We start from the raw sequence: 17997 nt of genomic DNA on the forward strand, positions 1-17997 counted from the left end.
ATCGTCGATGCGGCCGGGCGCGTCTGTCGGCTATCTGATCGTGCCGACCGTGAACCGCTGCGTGCCGCTCGATGATCACATCGACAGTCGTCGAACAACTGGCAGTTCATGGACAGAAGCCTCGCCAGCCGGGAGAAGGCGATGAGGATTCATCTATGGGAGCACGTCCGAGCAGAGACCACCGGACACCCACCTCATCATCGGGAGGTTCCATGGACAAGAAGGCACACCGGACGCTCGGTGTCCTCGTCGCCACGGCGGCGTTGACATTGGCTGCCGCGGCGACACCCGCCGCGGCCGCACCCAGCAGCACTGTCGACATGGTCACCCCGGTCTCCGACACCGGCGAGACCATCAACCCGGCGGTCCTCGCCGAGCGGATCGACGAGACGACGGTCCAGGCCACCCGTCCGACCGCGCGACGCGGTGCCGACGGGACGGACCGGGTGCCCGCCGCCCAGATCGAAGGTGAGACCGAGCCGGGCGAGATCGGCGTCAGCAGCATCATCGGTACGGACAACCGGTACCAGACGACCCCGGCGGACTGGTGGCCGGCGAGTTCCACGGTCCAGATCACCCGTACCTCCGGTGGGGTCACCCGGGGACACTGCACCGGTTGGATGATCGGTGCCGACACACTGATCACCGCCGGACACTGCGTCTACCCCCGTAACGGCACCGCGTGGTACCCGCGCAACGAGTTCACCGTCTGGCCGGGACGCGACGGCAGTTCCACGCCGTACGGCTCGTGCAGCGTGGCCAGCCTGCACTCGGTCGCGGGATGGGTGAACAGCTTCACCAACGGCTACGACTACGGTGCCATGAAACTCAACTGCACGGTCGGCAACAGCACCGGAACCTTTGGTTTCATGTGGACCTCCGCCAGCCAGAACGGCACCTCGACCTACAACCGGGGCTACAGCGGGGACAAGGCCTTCGGCACCCAGTGGGCCAGCTCCGACCAGATCCGGGTGACCCAGTCCACCGAGCTGTTCTACCTTCACGACACGGTCGGCGGTAACAGCGGTGGACCCGTCTACACGTATTCCGTGACCGACTGCGGCCCCTGTGCCGTGGCGGTACACGCGCACGGCCTGCACGGCAGCGGGGCGCCGAACAACAACCACAACAGCGGACCGCGGATCACCGAGCCCGTGTTCAACAACTTCATATACTGGCGCGACCTGTAGTACGAAGTCGACGGCCCCGTCCGGTGACCGCACAACCCGGTCGCCGGGCGGGGTCGGCGCAGCGCGACGGGCAGCACTTCACCTAGAGTCCTGATACTCTGTGTGATCGAACAATGACGCGATTCGAGGACTGGCCATGAAACGAGGACTGGCCATGAAGTCAGTACGACGTGCGCTTCTGCCGGTGCTGTTCGTCAGCTTGCTGGTGGCGGGCTGCGCGACTGAATCATCGAGTTCGCCCGGACCATCGGCGCCGACCAGCCCGGACGCCCCTGTTTCGGACCAGCGATCGCCGGAGGGGCCCTCGGCATCGCCGGGTTCGGCCGCCGGCCGCGGTACGGCGATCATCGAGGTGCGAAGTCCGGCCGGTGAACCGCTCCCGGTGATCCCGGTGGAGGTCCGTACGGTCGACTGGCCGATGCCCGCAGAACTGTCCGAGGACATCGCCCGGATGACCGACGCACGCGGCGAGTACACCTGGACCGATCTGCCACCGGGGGAGTACGAGTTCACCGTACGGATTCCGGGCGAGGACGTCGCCGCGGCCCAGCGGGTGACTGTGGTGGCGGACGAGACCAGCCGGGTGCCGATGACCCTCGGCTGAGCGGCGTCCGGTGGCGCCGTGTGGGCGCCCGACGTGCCGTGCCGTGTGGGCGCCCGACGTGCCGTGCCGTGGTGAGCCCGTCCCGCCCGGGAAGCGGCGCTGTGATCGGCAACATCGTGGACCAGCCGGCTGGTCGGCTGTCCGTTCGGTGCCCGACCGATCCGAGCCTTGTCCTAGAAGGACATGCGTCTCGCCCAGGTCGAATGTCCCGAGCGGCCTGGCGAGAGAGCCGAGACTATCGACGTCGGTCGTTTGACGTATGACGTCGTGAGCGTTAACTTCTGAGGTAGCGGGTCGGGTGGCTGCCGGGAGCCTGATGACGCACCGCCGCGGTCTGCGGGGGCCTGCTTCGATCGTGGGCTCAGCGCGCCGCACCGCGCACGGGCTCTTTCCGTGCGACATCCCACGTGCTGACGTCACCACCACTGGGCGCCGGCACATTCCTTGAACGCCCACGCGCATCCGTCCGCTCGTGGGTGATCCGATCAAAGGAGTGGATCATGAAGTCTGTCAGTGCAGCGCGTCCGGATGCTCCGCCGAGACGTGGTTGGCGGTCGGTGGTGGCCGCAGCAGCCGCCGTGGTCATGACGGCGGGCACGCTCATTACCGTGAACGCGGCGCCCGCCGCCGCGGCCACGGTGGACACCAGCGCGTGGTACGTGCTGGTCAACCGCAACAGCGGCAAGGCATTGGACGTGTACGGGTTGGCCACCGACGACGGGGCCCGGATCAGCCAGTGGACCCGCAACGACGGCAACCAGCAGCAGTGGCAGTTCGTCGACTCCGGCGGCGGCTACTACCGGCTCAAGTCCCGCCTGTCCGGCAAGGTTCTCGACGTCTACGAGTGGTCCACCGCCAACGGCGCGGCCATCGTGCAGTGGACCGACCACAACGGCACCAACCAGCAGTGGCGCCTCGCCGACTCCGACGGCGGTCACGTCCGACTGATCAGCCGACACAGCAACAAGGCCCTCGAAGTCCAGGGCGCCTCGACCGCCGACGGCGGCAACATCGTCCAGTACGACGACTGGGGCGGCGCCAACCAGCAGTGGCAGCTGGTCCGCGTCGACGGCGGCGGTGACCCGCCGCCACCGGGCGACAGCGGGTGCGGCACGGCCCCGACGCTGTCCAGCGGCACCCACACGATCCAGAGCAACGGCCAGAACCGCCAGTTCATCCTGCGGGTGCCGGCCAACTACAACAGCAACAACCCGTACCGGCTGATCTTTGCGTTCCACTGGCGCGGCGGCACCATGCAGGACATCTCGTCCGGCGGCACCAGCGGGGCCGCCTGGTCCTACTACGGCCAGCAGGAACAGTCGAACAACAGCGCGATCCTGGTCGCACCCCAGGGATTCGGCAACGGCTGGGCGAACAACGGCGGTGAGGACGTCAGGTTCGTCGACGACATGATCAGGCGGATCGAGAGTGGCCTCTGTGTCAACCCGCGACAGCGCTTCGCGCTCGGCTTCAGCTGGGGCGGCGGCATGAGCTACGCCCTGGCCTGCGCGCGGGCCGATGTCTTCCGGGCCGTCGCGGTCATTTCCGGGGCGCAGATCAGCGGGTGCAGCGGCGGTAGCCAGCCGATCGCGTACTTCGGGCTGCACGGCATCTCGGACAACGTCCTCAGTATCGGCCAGGGCCGTTCGCTACGTGACACCTTCGTCCGCAACAACGGATGTACCTTCCAGAACCCGCCGGAGCCGGGTGCCGGCAGCCGTACCCACATCACCACGGCGTACTCGGGATGCCGGGCCGGGTATCCGGTGCAGTGGGCGGCGTTCGACAACGGGCACATGCCGGGCCCGGTGGACGGGACGTACGCCGAGAGCGGCGTGACGACCTGGACCAAGGGCGAGATCTGGCGCTTCTTCGCACAGTTCTCCTGACCCCGATCCCGGCTCGCCGCTGAAGCCGGACGGCAGCCGCCACTTCCAGGTACCTGGAAGTGGCGGCTGTTCGGTGTCCGGTAGGTGACCGCCTCACGCACTACTACGGCGGCCGCGGTGCGTCAGGCCGGGCTGAACCGCCACTGCTGGTTGAGGCCCTGGTGGCAGTTCCACTGGATGAGGCGTGCGCCGTCGGCGGTGGCGGCGCCGTTGACGTCCACGCACAGCCCGCTCGGCACGCTGCGCACCGTGTAGACCCCGGTGGTGCCGGTCGGGGTCGCGGTGAACCGCTGCTGGCTGCTGTTGGTGCAGGTCGCCTGCTGGAGGAAGGCACCCGCGCTGGTGGAGCCGCCGATGACCTCCGCACACTTGCCGCTGTGGACGGCCTTGAGGTAGACCGCACCGTCACCGGCGTCCACGGCCTGCCACTTTTGGTTGTCTCCGCCGGTCGCCGCCCATTGGTGGATCTGAGCGCCGTCGGCGGTGGAGACGCCGTTGACGTCCATCAACTTGTTGCTGTGCTGCGCGGCGATGGTCCATGTCCGGCCGGCGACCCCGTCACCCGGCGGATCGTCCGGCTGGCCGACCCCGGCCCCGTCGAAGGTGAACGAATCAAGGTCGAACCAGTTGTTCGAGCTTCCCTTGAACACCATGTAGAGGGTGTGGGTGCCGGCGAGCGCGGTGACGTTCACCGGGGACGTGGACTGGTAGTTGTCCCAGCCGCCGGTGCCCGGTACCGGTGTGGTGGCCAGCAGTGTGCCGGTCGGCGAGCCGGCCCGCAGTTCGATCGAGCCGCCGCCGGACGGTGACGACAGCCGGTACCTGACGTCGGTGATACCGGACAGGCTCATCGGGGTGAACGCCACCCAGTCGTTGTTGGAGATGTCCCCGATGCGCTTGCCGCTCTCCGCCCCGGCCTGATCGATGACCCGGGTGCCGGACTGGCTGCTGTAGTACTCGGCCTGCTTGTTCTTAGGCTGGAGGATCACCTTCGCGTAGCCGGTGAGCGGTGCGGCCCCTCCGTCGCCGCCGTCGTCGGTGTACCGGGCGTTGAGCGCGTAGAACAGGTTGGCTCCGTCGGGATGCCCTCCCAGCAGCTCGGTGGGGATCGTTCCGGAGCAACCCGGGTAGTCCGTGGTGTCGTGTTCGTGGTCGTCGTGACCGAGCGCCGGATTGACCAACACGTCGTCGCAGTCGACCGGTGCGCCGCCCGGGTCGGACACGTCGACCGTGTACGCGACCTGGTCGCCGAAGGTCAGCATGCCGCCGTTGGCCGGGGCGGTGATGGTGACCACCGGTGCGCTGTTGCCGACGGTGATGTTCACGTTGGCGAAGGCGGTCCGGCCGGTGTTGTCGGTGACCGTCAGCTGTGCGGTGTAGTTGCCGTTGCTGGTGTAGACGTGCGACGGGTTGGCCGCCGTAGACGAGCCGCCATCGCCGAAGGTCCACTGGTAGCTGATCGTGTCGCCGGGGTCGGGGTCGGCCGATCCGGCGCTGCTGAGCTGGACCGTCAGCGGGGCGTAGCCGTTGGTGGGGTTGCCGGTTGCCTTGGCGATCGGTGACCTCCCGCCCTGGATGTAGTCGATGCGGTAGAGGCCGGAGTCGCTGTTGCCGCCACCGAAGTTGCTGCCCCACTCCAGCAGGTAGAGCGAGCCGTCCGGGCCGAACTCCAGGTCCATCGGCTTGTTGAACTCCGCGCCGGGCAGGAACGGGTTGGTACGGGTCACCGCTGTCGCGGAGTCGAAGTGCACCTCCTTGACGTAGCTGCGTGACCACTCGTAGAAGAAGTGCACGCCGTCGTAGTAGGGCGGGAACTTCGTGTCGGACGGGTTCGCGGCGTCGTACCGGTAGACCGGCCCGCCCATTGGCCCGGAGCCACCGGCGCCGAGCTCCGGGAAGGTCGGCGAGGTGCCGTAGCCGTACCACATGTTGGGTGCGACGACCGGACGGAGGTTGGTCAGGCCGGTGTTGTTGGGCGAGTTGTTGACCGGTGCGTCGCAGTTGAACTTCGCGCCGACGGCGCCGGTGTCCGGGTTGTACGGCGCGTAGGGCTGGTTGTCGCCGTGGCAGAACGGCCACCCGTAGTTGCCGGGCGACTTGATCACATTCAGTTCGACCAGACCCTCGGGACCGCGGTTGGTGGTGGGTGGGTTGCGGTCGGGTCCGTAGTCGGCCAGGTACACCCAGCCGTTGGCCGGGTCGATCGAGAAGCGGAAGGGGTTGCGGAAGCCCATCGCGTAGATTTCCGGTCGGGTGGACGCCGTCCCCTGGGGGTAGAGGTTGCCCGCCGGAATGCTGTAGCCGCCGCCGGCCGACGGTCGGATGCGCAGCAACTTTCCGCGCAGGTCGTTGGTGTTGCCGGCGGTTCGGGCGGCGTCGAGCATGTGCCGGCCCGGCCGCCAGTCGAGTGGGGCGTAGCCCTGCCAGTTGGGGTCGAGGTTCGGCGCGACATCGTCGCCGGTGCCGATGTAGAGGTTGTCGTCCGGGCCGAAGCTGATGTACCCGCCGGTGTGGCCGGGTTCGGCGAACGTCCGGTCCCGGTACGCCGGGATGTCGATGATGGTGACCTGGCTGGACATGTTCAACGTGTCGCCGGTCAGGGTGTACCGGGACACCCGGTTGATGTCCGTGGAGCTGCTCGCCGGCGAATGGTACAGGTAGACGTACCCGTTGCTGGCGAAGTCCGGGTCCAGTGCGATTCCCGTCAGGCCGTCCTCACCGCCGGTGTAGACGCTGAGGGTGCCGGCGGTGACCGTACTGTTCGTGCTCGGCTTGAAGATCTTCACCTGGCCGCCGCGTTGGACGTAGAGCACGCGACCGTCGGGCGCGACCGCCAGTGCCATCGGGTCGACGGTGTTGCTGTCCAGGGTGCGTTTTTCGAAGTTGTTCCAGACGGTGCCGCCGCAGTCGCCGGGCTCGTTGCCGGCGGCCCACTTCACGCCGCCGAGTACGTGATCACGGAAGAGGGTCTCGCTGTAGGACTCAATGGCGTGTCCCATGGCGGTGGCCCAGACCCGACCGCCTCCGACGCTACGACACCAGGAGATCGGGTGGTCCGGCCCCATCGCCTGGGAGCCAGGGTTGTATGTCCGTTCGTCGGCGGTCACCAGGACGTGTACGGCGCCCCGCGGGTTGGCGTTGAAGTTGTACCACTCCTCGCTGCGGTTCCAGCGGTCCGGCAGGCTGGTCGTTGACGGGTGCTGCTTGTCGGCGACGACGGCGGTGCCCGGCAGCACCCCGGGGGAGTGTTCCGTCATGTGTACGCCGCCGTTGACGGTCTGGTCCCACCACGGATACTCGCCCTCGATGTTCATGTCGGTGGCGTTGTGCACGGCGGCGATGCCCTTGCCGCTGGCGAGGTACCCCTCGACGGCCTGGCGTTGGGCGGCCGAGGTCCAGATCATGCCGGAGGTCTGGAACATGATGAGGACGTCGAAGGTCGCCAGGTTGGCCGGGGTGAAGACGTTCGAGTCCTCACTGTGCACCAGTTCGAAGTTGTTGGCCGCCGCCTGCTGCTGGAACATGGCGATCCCGGCGGGGATCGAGTCGTGTCGGTACCCGACGGTCTTGCTGAACAGCAGGGCGCGGAAGGTCGGGGCCGCCGACGCCGGGTTCACGAGCGCGACCGCCAGTATCAGGCCGGCGATCAATCCGATGATGGGTGTGTTGCGACGCATGCCGTCTCCTCGTTGGGGGCGGGCAACAGTGGGGTGCGACCGGGGGCCGGCCACCTCCCACCACACGTCGGACGGTTCCTGAAGGTGCGAAGGCGCGAGGGTCCGGTCGGCGGCGTCGTGCCGCCCGTCACTCCGGCACCTGGTACGCCGAACCTAACGCAGCGTGAGGAGCGGGTGGGGTCTGCCCTGTGGTCTGCCAGCGGTCAGTTGGTGCTGGTCGGTTAGTTGATCATCGATGTTAACGACAACACACGCTGATGCCCTTCAGCGCGCTGGTGGCCCGGCAGCCCTCTTGGGCAGCGACGTCACGGCCGAGCGGACGGCCGGAAGCTGCTGCGAGCTCGGGGGATTGCGAACTCATTCCCAAGCACCTATCTTCATACGTGTGATGTTTCGGGTGTGTCAAGGAAAACTTGAGCACGACAACACCGAGTCCTGCTCCGAGTGTTGAAGGCGGCGTCACTGTATTGACGGAAGGTGATCAACGCCAGCCGAGGCGACGCCCGCGAAAAGTACTATCCGTAAGGATCTTCGACGATGGTGGATCGACGCCCAGCGTCGCTGCTCGCTCTGCGGGGCATCAGTAAGTCCTTCCTCGGGACGCGGGTCCTCGACGGTGTCGACCTCGATGTCGCGCCGGGCGAAGTCCACGCAGTCGTGGGCGAGAACGGTGCCGGGAAGTCCACCCTCATGAAGATCGTTTCGGGCGGGTACGCCCCCGACGAGGGTTTCATCGAGTTCGCTGGACGACGGTGCGTGTTCGCCGGTCCCCGCGACGCCCAGCGGGTCGGGATCGGCATCATCCACCAGGAGTTCAACCTGTTGCCGGAGCGCACCGTCGCGGAGAACGTGTTCCTGGGCCGCGAGCCGCTTCGTCGCGGTCTGGTCGACCGTCGACAGATGCGCGGCCGGACCGAGCAACTGCTGGCCACGGTCGGCGAGCGGGCGCTGCCGGTCGATGCCCCGGTGGGGCGCCTCGGCGTGGCGCAGCAGCAGGTCGTCGAGATCGTCAAGGCGCTGGCCCTCGACGCCCGGCTGCTCATCATGGACGAACCCACCGCGGCCCTGGCCGACCATGAGGTGGAGTTGCTCTACCGACTGGTGCGTCGGCTGCAGGACCAGGGGATCGGTCTGCTCTACGTCTCGCACCGGCTCACCGAGGTCTTCGACCTGTCCAGCCGGATCACGGTTGTCAAGGACGGCCGCCGGGTGGACACGCTGCGTACCACCGACACCACGGCCGGGGAACTGGTGCGGCTCATGGTCGGTCGGGAGATGTCCACTCTCTACCCCGACCGGGCCGGGACCGGCGGCGGTCCCGTGCGGCTCGCCGTCCGGGGTGCGGGGAACCGGAAACTGCGCGACATCGATCTGCAACTGCGCGCCGGGGAGGTGCTCGGCGTCGGTGGACTCCAGGGCTCGGGGCGCTCGGCGCTGGCCCGGGCGCTGTTCGGGGCGGTTCCGTTTACCACCGGGGAGATCACGATCGACGGCGCACCGGTGCGGTTGCGCTCCCCACGCTCGGCGACGCGGGCCGGCATCGCCTACGTCACCGAGGACCGCAAGGGCGAGGGCATCGTCGCCCGACAGTCGGTGCTCGACAACGCGCTGCTCGCGGTCCGGGCCGTGGCCGCTAGCCGACCGGGCCGTACCGCCCGGGTCCGTGCGCTGCTTGCCGCCGTCGACGTCCGGGCCGCCACCGAGGACCAGGAAATCCGCTTCCTGTCCGGCGGCAACCAGCAGAAGGTCGTCCTGGCGAGATGGCTCGCGGCGGACCCGGTGGTCCTGCTCTTCGACGAACCGACCCGCGGCATCGACGTCGGTGCCAGATCGGCGATCCACCATCTCGTCCGCCGGCTCGCCCGGGACGGCGCCGCCGTGCTGATGATCTCATCCGATCTGCCCGAGCTGATCGGCATGAGCGACCGGATGATCGTCATGCGCGACGGTCGGATCGCGGGTGAGCTGCCCGCCGGCGCGACCGAGCCCGACGTCCTCGCCCTCGCGGTCGGGACCGGGCCGGAGACGCCCGCGTGACCGCCCCCGCACTGCGGTCCGCTCGCCGGTCCGTACCGGGCGTCTTCGTGGCACTGGCCCTCACCCTGGCCGCCGGCTGGCTGGTCGTCACGATCGACGGAGGCCAGCTGTTCAACCAGTCGACGACGGTGAGCCTGCTCCATGTCGCCGCCGGGCTGGGGCTGGTCGCGGTCGGCCAGACCCTGGTCGTGCTCGGCGGCTCGCTCGACCTTTCCGTGGCGTACGTGGTGAGCCTCAGCACCCTGGTCGCGGCCGAGACGATGAACGGCCGGGACGGCGGGCTGCTGCCCGGCATCGGCCTGGCGCTCGCCGTCAGCGCCGCCATCGGGCTGTGCAACGGACTGCTCGTCACCAGGCTGCGGATCAACGCGTTCATCGCTACCCTGGGCGTCGGTTTGCTGCTCAAGGGCTACCTCGACAACGGCTACGACGGCCCGGCCGGCAGCACCTCGCCGGCGCTCGTGCAGACCCTCGGCTATCAGCGCGTCGGTCCCGTTCCGCTGTCCTTCCTGCTGCTGATCGCGGTCACCGGGGCGTGCTGGTTCGTCCTTTCCCGGACCCGGTTCGGCCACCACCTGGTCGCGGTCGGCGGCGACCCGCAGGTCGCCAGACTCTCCGGCGTCCGCAACGACCGGGTCCTGGTCACCGCCCATGTGATCTGCTCGCTCTGCGCCGGGCTCGCCGGGATCTATCTGGCCAGCAGACTGGGCTCGGGCGCGCCCCGGGTGGGCACCGAGGGCCTCTACGACCTGGAGTCGATCGCCGCTGTCGTCATCGGCGGCACCGCCCTCGCCGGCGGGCGCGGTGGAGTCATCGGCACCGTCGGCGGCGTACTGCTGCTCGCCAGCATCGACGCCATCTTCAACCAGCTTGAGGTCGACGCCTTCTTCAAACAGGTGATCCGGGGCGCCGTCATCATCGTCGCCGTGGCCGTCTACGCCCGTCGGACGCTGCGAAAGGCGGCCTGGTGATCATGCAGATCGTCCAGCGTCGCCCCGTGTCGCCGCGGTGGGCAGCTGCCGGCGGTGTGCTGCCCATCCTCGCGATACTCGTGGTGCTGCTGATCCTCGTCGCCGTCCGGCAGCCCGACTTCCTGGCTCCGGCGTCGCTGATGTCGTTCCTCGGCCGGTCGGCGCCGATCATCCTGCTCGCCGCCGGGCAGTACTTCGTGATCGTCTCCGGAGAATTCGACCTGTCGGTCGGCGCCCTGGTCACCGCGCAGGTCGTGGTCGCCGCCCGGATCATCGACAGCGATCCCGCCCGGACCTGGCCGGCGGTGCTGGTGCTGCTCGGCGGTGGTGCGCTCGTCGGGCTGGTCAACGGCCTGATCACGACGCGCCTGCGGGTGCCTTCGTTCATCACCACACTCGGCATGTTCCTGATTTTGGTGGGCGCTGTCTACCTGTGGTCCGACGGCGCACCCAAGGGCGGGTTCTCCGAAGAGTTCCGCCAGTTCGGCCGGCGTGCGGTCGAGGACGTGCCGGCACTGGGCCGGGTCCCGTACTCCCTGATGATCCTGCTGGTCCTCGCGGCGCTGGCCGTGCTGCTGACCCGCTCCGACTTCGGCCGGATCCTGATCGCCGTCGGGGACAACCCACGCACCGCGCACCTCAGCGGGGTGCGGGTCCGGCGGGTGCGCACCATCGCCTTCATCCTCAGCGGCCTCGCGGCAGCCGTCGCCGCCATCCTGATCGGTGGCTACAGCGGCGTCTCCTTCCAGGCCGGCGCCGGCCTGGAGTTCGGGTCCATCACCGCGGTCGTCCTCGGCGGGGTCGCGCTGGGCGGCGGCCGTGGGTCGGTCGTCGGCGCGATGCTCGGCGCGGTGACCCTCGAACTGCTGTTCGCCCTCATGAACTTCTACGGCGTCTCCGGCGCACTCAGACCGACCGTCCAGGGCGCCATCATCCTGTTCGCCGTGGCGGTCGCTACCCGACGTTCCTCGTCGAGATAGGGGATCCTGGTGCAACGTCGCCTGACCGCGCTGTCCGCGGTGGCTCTGCTCGCCCTCGCCGGCTGCGCAACGGACCAGCCGACCGTAGCCAGTACCGGCGGGTCGTCGGCGCCGGCAACAGGCACCGGCGACCAGTCGAAGTTCTTCGTGCAGGCCGACTACGACAACGAGCTGGCGCTCCTCGACGCCACTCCGACCGGCCCAGCGGACAAGCCGTGGGAGCAGGTGCTCGACCCGACGATGGTGGACACCGCGAAGTACGCCAAGGCCGGCCCGTACAAGATCTGCTTCTCCAACGCCGCGCTGAACAACCCGTGGCGGCAGGTCGGGTTCAAGACCATGCAGGCCGAGGTGGAGGCACAGGCGGACCTGATCGAAGAGTTCGTCCACATCGACGCCGAAGGAAAGGACCAGAAGCAGATCGCCGACATCAACGACCTGCTCGGCAAGGACTGCGACGCGCTCATCGTCTCGCCGAACACCACCGCCACGCTCACCCCGGCGGTCGAGGCGGCCTGCCGTACCGGTCTGCCGGTCGTCGTCTTCGACCGGGGAGTGGACACGGACTGTCCCGTCACGTTCATCAACCCCATCGGCGGGTACGGCTTCGGCCACGTCGGCGCCGAGTTCGTCAGCCAGCAAATGGACCCGGGCGGCAAGCTGCTCGCCCTGCGCATCCTGCCCGGCGTCGACGTGCTGGAGACCCGCTGGTCCGCCGCGAAGGTCGTCTTCGACCAGGCGCAGGTCGACGTCGTAGGAGTCGAGTTCACCGACGGCGACCCGGCGAAGACCAAGAAGATCGTCGACGACTACATCCAGCGGTACGGCACGATCGACGGTGTCTGGATGGACGCCGGTGCGGTCGCCGTCGCCGCGGTCGAGGCGTTCCAGGACGCCGGCCAGCCGGTGCCACCCATCAACGGCGAGGACCAGCTCGACTTCCTGCGGATGTGGAAGGACAACGGCCTCACCGCGATCGCACCCACCTACCCGACCTACCAGTGGCGTACCCCGGTGATCGCCGCCCTGCGCATCCTCGACGGCCAGCAGGTGTCCAACCCGTGGAAGCTGCCGCAGCCGACGATCACCGAGGACAATCTGGACAGCTACCTCGACCCGGACATGCCACCGCTGCACTACGCGATGTGCGGCTGCACCGGCCTGCCGGGCTACCCCCAGCGGTGGAAGTAGGCGCCCGGTGTATCAGATCGGGGTGAACCCCTGGGTGTGGACCTCGCCGGTGGACGACGCGGCCCTGGCCGAGTTGCTGCCCCGGATCGCCGGGTTCGGCTTCGACGCGGTCGAACTGCCGATCGAGCAGCCCGGCGACTGGGACCCGCACCGTACCCGGGACCTGCTCGCCAGACACGGGCTGACCGCGGCGGGCGTGTGCGCGGTCACCCCACCCGGCAGGGAACTCGTCGACGCCCCACCGGCCGTGGTCGAGGCGACAGTGGCCTACCTGAAGGGCTGCGTCGACAGCGCGGTGGCCGTCGGCGCGCCGACCGTCGGCGGGCCGGTCTACGCCTCGGTGGGTCGGACCTGGCGGATGACCCCGGCCGACCGCGCCGCCTGCTACGCCGACTTCCGCCGGTCGCTGGCGCCGGTCGCCGACCATGCCGCCGCACACGGCGTGACGATCGGCGTGGAAGCGCTGAACCGGTACGAGACGAGCGTGGTCAACACGATCGATCAGGCGGTGGAGCTGATCGACGGCCTACCGCCGAACGTCGGGCTGATGATCGACACGTACCACATGAACATCGAGGAGGCCGATCCGTACGCGGCGGTCACCGCCGCAGGGCCGTACATCAAGCACGTACAGGTCAGTGGCACCGACCGGGGGGCTCCCGGCGCGGACCACCTGGACTGGCCCCGGTTCCTCGCCGCCCTGGCCGCGACCGGCTACCGGGGCGCGATCTGCATCGAGTCGTTCACCCCGGAGAACGAGACGATCGCGACCGCCGCGTCGATCTGGCGGCCCCTCGCCCCGTCGCCCGACCGGCTCGCGCTCGACGGTCTGGTCTACCTGCGGCAGGCCCTGCGGTCCGTACCCGGACCACCACCTCGTCGGCCGGCCCGGCGCGGGCGGTGATCACCGGTACGTTCGTGACGGTGCTGGCCAGCTGATCACTAGGGATTCACCTCGATCATCTCTGCCTCTGTTCGCCCGCACGTATCATGCGAATGATCCACCATGAGCACTCTGTGCCCTTGTATCGGGCTCGGACGGTGCCTCTATCCGGTGCCGGCCGACATCTGGTGCTGGCTGAAAGGTGTGGAATCGGTGCCGAACAAGGTGAATCGATGAGTATCCCGATGAGGAGTCAGTTCCGGATTCTCATGGGGGCGGTCATGGGTCTGGTCACGATGGTTGCCCTCACCGCCTCGGTGGCACCCAGCCCGGCCGACGCCGGTGAGCCGCTGCCCGGCACCAGGGTGTCCGACGCGGATCTTCGCCTGCTGACCGAGGCCGCCAAGTCGTGTCCCACCTTGACCCCGGCGCGGCTCGCCGGTCAGGTGATGGTCGCGTCCCGGTTCTCGGGGATGCCGGTCGAGGCGGTGCGGTCGGTCGGTGGTCAGGGCGTCGCCGGTCTGGTGCCCACCGTGTGGGAGAAGTGGGCCCCCTGGGAGGAGGCGCGGCCGGCTGACCGGGAAGCCAGCGTCACCGCCCTCGCCCACCACATGTGCCAGCTGGTCGGCCAGCTCCGGGTGCTGCAGATCGACGGCGACCGGTGGCAGCTGGCGTTGGCGGCGCACTGGGTCGGCATGGAGCCGGTCGTCGACGCTGGTGACGTCCCGGCCGGCGCCCAGGAGTACATCGACACCGTGGAGCGGTACGCCATCTGGTACGCGTTGCAGCCGGAGTTCGGTGGCAGTGGTGACGCGGCGCCCGAGACATTCGTACCCGCCGTCGTGTGGTCCGCCACCGGTGCCGCGCCGTCGCCGGTGCCGGACGCCTATCTCGAGCTGATCCAGGCTGCTGGCGCGGTCTGCCCGCAGCTGCCCCCGGCTCGGGTCGCCGCGCAGCTCATGGCGACCTCCGCGTTCGACCCGCAGCGGCTCGGCCCGTTGGGTGAGCAGGGCATCGCGCAGTTCCTCCCCCAGATGTGGGTGACCTACGCACCGCCGTCGGCGACGGCGTCGCCGTGGACCCCGGCCTCGGCGGTTCCGGCTCTCGGCCAGGCCATGTGCGCGCTCCTGGAGGCCATACCCGGAACCGGACCAGACGACTACCCGCTGGCTCTGGCAGCGTTCCTGCACGGCGACCCGACGGTACGCACACTGGCCGAGGTGCCGGGCGGTGACGGGATCCTGGCCCTCGCCGAGCAGGTGAGCCGCTTCGAGAGCGAGTACGCCAAGGACCCGAGGTTGGCCCCGCCGGCCGGTGCCTCCCCGTCGGCGAGCCCGGCCGCGACGCTCAAGCCCAAGCCCGGGGCGACCACTGGCGCCCCGACCGCACCGCCGGCACCGACCACGCAGCCTGCGCCGACGGTGCAGACGCCGAAACCGAGCGCCCCGGCGCCGAGCGCCTCCGACCAGCCACCGGTCAAGGCCAAGGACGCCGACGGGACCAACCGTCCGTACGGCCCGTTCTTCGTCTACAACCTGGCCACCGAGATGTGCCTGGACATCCCGGGGATCGGCCCCGGGCCACGCGACGGACCGGTCCTGCAGAACCTCTGCTACGTGCACAGTCAGGACAACCAGGAGTACGCCTTCGTCCCGCGTCGGGCCGACTCCGCCGGCAACCAGCTGTACTGGGTTCGTAGCATCACCTCCCAGTACTGCCTGGACCTGCCCGGCCTCGGCTCGGTCCCGGCGGGAACCAGGGTGTACGAGACCGGCTGCTTCGACGACGAGAACCAGTACTGGCGGCTGCAGCCGACGGTGAGGTCCGGCGACACCCAGTTCTACCGGCTGATCAACACCGCCTCGAACCTCTGCCTCGACGTGCGCGGCACCGGGACCGGTGGATTGGACGAACACATAGAAGTGACTGTCTGCAGAGGCAACGACGATCACGACTGGGCACTGATTCGGCGGGTGAACTGGTGACCTGGTCACCAGCCCGGGGGGCGGAGGCGTCCCGCCGTCAACCCTGGCGCAGCTCGCGGCGGGACAGGCCGAAAGCGAACGCGGCCAGCAGGGTCGCCCCGCAGGCCAGGAAGACCGCCGTGCTGCCGTACCGGTCGACCACCAGGCCGGCGGTCACCGTGGACAGTGGGAACAGGCTCAGAGCCGCGAAGACGATCGCGCTCATCACCCGGCCCAGCAGGTGCGGCGCGGTGCTCTGCTGCATGGTGGTGATCACCAGTACGTTCGTGACGGTGCTGGCCAGACCGGCCACCACCAGGGCCACCACCGCGCCGAGGTAGCCGGCGAACGGCACGACGGCGATCGCCAGGCCCAGCACCATGCCGGCGAGCATCGCCGTCGCGCCGCGCCGGGGCAGCCCGGCCAGTCCGGCGGAGAACAGCCCACCGACCAGCGAGCCGGCGGTGAACGCGGCCAGCAGCCCACCCAGCCCGCCCGCGCCGGCGGCCAGTTCGCCGTTGCTCAGCGACGGCAACCCGATCCGGACCATGCCGCCGACGGTCAGGTTGGCGGCGGCGGTCACCAGCAGCACGGTACGCAGCAGCGCCGACTCGCGTAGCAGCCGCCAGAACCCGACCGGCGGTGCGTCCGACGGCGGTGCGCCACCGTCCGGTCCCGCCCTGCCCGGTTGCGGGCCGTCGTCGGCCGGCGGCGGTGGCGGTGGCACCGTGCCCCGCGCGACGCCGCCGATCATCGCCAGGCAGACCGCCGAGACGGCGAACGTCGCCGCGTCCACGCCGAACGCCACCGCCGGGGAGAGCACGGCCACGACGAGCCCGGCCACCCCCGGACCGATCATCCCGGCCGTAAAGCTCGCGGTGCTGTGCAGCCCGTTGCCGGCCTGCAACTGATCGGCCGGCAGCAGCCGCGGGGTGATCGCGTAGGCGGCAGGCTGGAACAGGCCGGCCCCCAGGCCGGTGCCGGCGACCAGGACCGCGATCACCGGTACGGACGGGTCGTCGGCGACGGCGGCCGCGACGATGCCGGCGGTGAAGACGACCCGGCTCAGATCGGAGATCAGCATCACCCGCCACGGCCCGATCCGGTCGGACAGGATCCCGCCCAGCGGTGTCGTCGCCAGCCGGCACACCCCGTACCCGGCGACCAGCAGGCCCAGCTCCCGCCCGCCACCGCCGAGTTGGTAGACCAGGAACGGCAGGGCGACGGCGTGGAACGCGTCGCCGAACACGGACACCAGTTCGGCGGCGAACAGCAGGCGGTAGCCGCGCGAGCGCAGCGGCGCGAAACTGAGCTTCGGCCGGAACCGCCGGGCCACCGTCGCGGTCGCCTCCGCCGGTGCCGAGTCGGTCACGGAGTCAGTCACCGAGGGCCACCGGCAGCGACTCCAGCCCGCGGAGCATGATCGTGTTCCGCCACGGTAGTTCGTGTTCGTCGGCGGCGAGTGTCAGCCCGGGATGCCGGTCCAGCAGGGCGCCGAGCGCCAGCTCGCCTTCGAGCTTGCCGAGGAACGCGCCGAGGCAGCGGTGCAGGCCGTGGCCGAACGCCAGGTGCCCGGTGTCGCCCCGGTCCAGGATCAGCCGGTCGGGGTCGGGGAACCGGTCCGGGTCCCGGTTGGCGCCGCCGAGCGAGACGAGCACGAGTTCACCTGCGGGAATCCGTACCCCGTCGATGTCGACCTGCTCGGTGGTGAACCGCAGCGTCGCCATGCTGACCGGCGACTCGTACCGCAGAAACTCGTCGATCGCGGCCGGCAGCGCCGGCCGGTTCGCCAGCAGCCAGCGGAGCTGGTCAGGGTTGCGCAGCAGGGCGAGGGTTGCGGTGCCGAGCAGGTTGACGGTGGTCTCGTGACCGCCGATCAGCAGCAGGAAGACCATTCCGACGATCTCGTCGTCGGTCAGCTCACCGGCGTCCCGGGCGGCCAGCAGGCCGGTCAGGATGTCGTCACCGGGATGGGCCCGCCGGTGCCGCAGCTGCCCGCTGATGTAGTCGGTCATCTCACCGAGCGCGGTGGCGAAGTCCGCCGGATCGTCGCTGTGCGTGAGGATCGCCGTCGACCAGGCGCGGTACGCGGCACGGTCCTCGGCCGGGAAGCCGAGCAGCTCACAGATGATCAGCATCGGCAGCGGGAAGGCGAAGTCCTTCACCAGGTCCACCGTCCGACGTCCGGCGATGCCGTCGAGCAGCGACGCGGTGATCCGGTCCACCATCGGCCGCATCGCGGCCACCCGCCGGGCGGTGAACGCCGAATGGATGAGTCGCCGCAGCCGGGTATGGTCCGGCGGGTCGCTGTTGAGCATGTGGACGACGTCACCGCCGAGGGTGACCCCGGCGACCCGGTTGTCGGCGAGCGTCTGAGCGCGGCGGGCGTCCTGACCGAACCGTGGATCGGCGAGCGCCGCCCGCACGTCCCGGTAGCGGGCGATCACCCACATCGGCAGCCCTTCGTCGCTGTGCAGGATCGACACCGGACCGTTGGACCGGATCCGGGCCAACGTCGGGTACGGGTCGGCGATGTACGGCACCTCGGGCTGCGTCGCCGTACCGGTCACGGTGTCCATGTCCCTCCTCGCGGAGACGGTTGGTGAAGGGA

At 69.4% G+C, this 17997-nt stretch carries 12 protein-coding genes; 9 read left to right on the forward strand and 3 right to left on the reverse strand.

All coding sequences use genetic code 11. From position 1 onward, the window contains the following. Positions 1-212: 212 nt before the first annotated feature. The 3 genes from EDC02_RS00725 to EDC02_RS00735 all read left to right on the forward strand — a co-directional run bounded on the left by EDC02_RS00725 (position 213) and on the right by EDC02_RS00735 (position 3683). Positions 213-1190, forward strand: a complete 978-nt coding sequence (locus tag EDC02_RS00725; protein ID WP_123600256.1) for a serine protease — start codon at positions 213-215, stop codon at positions 1188-1190. A 154-nt stretch (positions 1191-1344) separates the two neighbouring features. Beyond that, on the forward strand, positions 1345-1794 hold the full coding sequence (locus EDC02_RS42245; RefSeq protein WP_255499734.1) for a carboxypeptidase-like regulatory domain-containing protein: 450 nt from the start codon (positions 1345-1347) through the stop codon (positions 1792-1794). 500 nt (positions 1795-2294) lie between these two features. Further along, positions 2295-3683 (forward strand): RICIN domain-containing protein, encoded by a 1389-nt coding sequence (locus tag EDC02_RS00735; RefSeq protein WP_123600258.1) that lies wholly within the window; start codon positions 2295-2297, stop codon positions 3681-3683. 122 nt (positions 3684-3805) lie between these two features. Here EDC02_RS00735 and EDC02_RS00740 read toward each other — a convergent pair whose 3' ends face one another. Further along, complete coding sequence (locus EDC02_RS00740; RefSeq protein ID WP_123600259.1) at positions 3806-7360, reverse strand: ThuA domain-containing protein; 3555 nt, start codon at positions 7358-7360, stop codon at positions 3806-3808. Between the two features lie 537 nt (positions 7361-7897). On the opposite strand from EDC02_RS00740, the gene EDC02_RS00745 reads away from it, so the two are divergent. From EDC02_RS00745 to EDC02_RS00775, 6 genes are all read left to right on the forward strand, one after another. Further along, complete coding sequence (locus EDC02_RS00745) at positions 7898-9397, forward strand: sugar ABC transporter ATP-binding protein (protein ID WP_123600260.1); 1500 nt, start codon at positions 7898-7900, stop codon at positions 9395-9397. Then, positions 9394-10368, forward strand: coding sequence for an ABC transporter permease (locus EDC02_RS00750; RefSeq protein WP_123600261.1), 975 nt, complete (start codon positions 9394-9396; stop codon positions 10366-10368). Before EDC02_RS00745 ends, EDC02_RS00750 begins: the two co-directional genes overlap by 4 nt. 2 nt (positions 10369-10370) lie before the next feature. Further along, a complete protein-coding gene (locus tag EDC02_RS00755) occupies positions 10371-11348 on the forward strand; it encodes an ABC transporter permease (protein WP_123604372.1) in 978 nt (325 codons plus the stop codon). A 9-nt stretch (positions 11349-11357) separates the two neighbouring features. Further along, the gene (locus EDC02_RS00760; RefSeq protein ID WP_233605672.1) at positions 11358-12539 is read left to right on the forward strand and encodes a substrate-binding domain-containing protein; all 1182 of its coding nucleotides are present in this window, start codon (positions 11358-11360) and stop codon (positions 12537-12539) included. Positions 12540-12561: 22 nt separating this feature from the next. After that, on the forward strand, positions 12562-13443 hold the full coding sequence (locus EDC02_RS00765; protein WP_233605673.1) for a sugar phosphate isomerase/epimerase: 882 nt from the start codon (positions 12562-12564) through the stop codon (positions 13441-13443). 212 nt (positions 13444-13655) lie between these two features. Further along, complete coding sequence (locus tag EDC02_RS00775; protein ID WP_148083289.1) at positions 13656-15407, forward strand: RICIN domain-containing protein; 1752 nt, start codon at positions 13656-13658, stop codon at positions 15405-15407. A gap of 37 nt (positions 15408-15444) precedes the next feature. Here EDC02_RS00775 and EDC02_RS00780 read toward each other — a convergent pair whose 3' ends face one another. Both EDC02_RS00780 and EDC02_RS00785 read right to left on the reverse strand, forming a co-directional pair. After that, the gene (locus tag EDC02_RS00780) at positions 15445-16770 is read right to left on the reverse strand and encodes an MFS transporter (protein WP_233605674.1); all 1326 of its coding nucleotides are present in this window, start codon (positions 16768-16770) and stop codon (positions 15445-15447) included. Continuing rightward, the gene (locus EDC02_RS00785) at positions 16763-17965 is read right to left on the reverse strand and encodes a cytochrome P450 (protein ID WP_123600265.1); all 1203 of its coding nucleotides are present in this window, start codon (positions 17963-17965) and stop codon (positions 16763-16765) included. Before EDC02_RS00785 ends, EDC02_RS00780 begins: the two co-directional genes overlap by 8 nt. Positions 17966-17997 lie beyond the last annotated feature (32 nt).

The organism is Micromonospora sp. Llam0 (assembly GCF_003751085.1).
In the GTDB taxonomy this organism is placed as follows: Bacteria; Actinomycetota; Actinomycetes; order Mycobacteriales; family Micromonosporaceae; genus Micromonospora_E.